General features: G+C 40.3%; 1 protein-coding gene. It reads left to right on the top strand.

All coding sequences use genetic code 11. The features are described 5' to 3' along the window. Positions 1-28 precede the first annotated feature (28 nt). Positions 29-319: a hypothetical protein gene (locus J8L84_RS20285; protein WP_211072285.1), complete on the top strand. Its 291-nt coding sequence runs from the start codon at positions 29-31 to the stop codon at positions 317-319. Positions 320-422 lie beyond the last annotated feature (103 nt).

Here is a 422-nt window from a genome sequence, read left to right as displayed (position 1 = left end):
GTTATGTGCCACTTAGAACTAGAAACCTATGACTAGAATTTTTCATACTCAACTCAGCTTAAAATCACTTATCAAAATATCTGCAACCATCAACTTTATAGGTGGACTAGTATTCGGAGTTCTCATTTTTATTATTGCGCTTTTCGGAGAACCTACCATAGTCGATTTAATTTCAGTGGTCGCAACACCTGTAGTTTCGGTTGTTAATGGCGTTATGATGGCCTTAGTAGCGTATCCGTTTTATAAACGGTGGTGTGCAAAAATTAAAGGCCAGGAAGTTAGTGGTTTTTTCGTAGAAGTATCAAGCGATGGCACATAACAAAAAAATTAAGTCACTCACTACGTTCGCTGGGACGCATACATGCGGGGCGGCTTCGCCATTATGCCCCACATGCCTGCGCCCCTTATTTAAAAGTTATATG

Origin of the sequence: Alteromonas sp. MMG017 (assembly GCF_018100795.1) — a bacterium.
Taxonomy (GTDB): Bacteria; Pseudomonadota; Gammaproteobacteria; order Enterobacterales; family Alteromonadaceae; genus Alteromonas.
Note: the sequence above shows the minus strand (reverse complement) of the source record. Positions and strands in the feature narration are given on the sequence as shown.

Excerpts from the sequence above, each read along its gene's own strand:
- J8L84_RS20285 (WP_211072285.1), top strand. The coding sequence starts at position 29 with ATGACTAGAATTTTTCATACTCAACTCAGCTTAAAATCACTTATCAAA.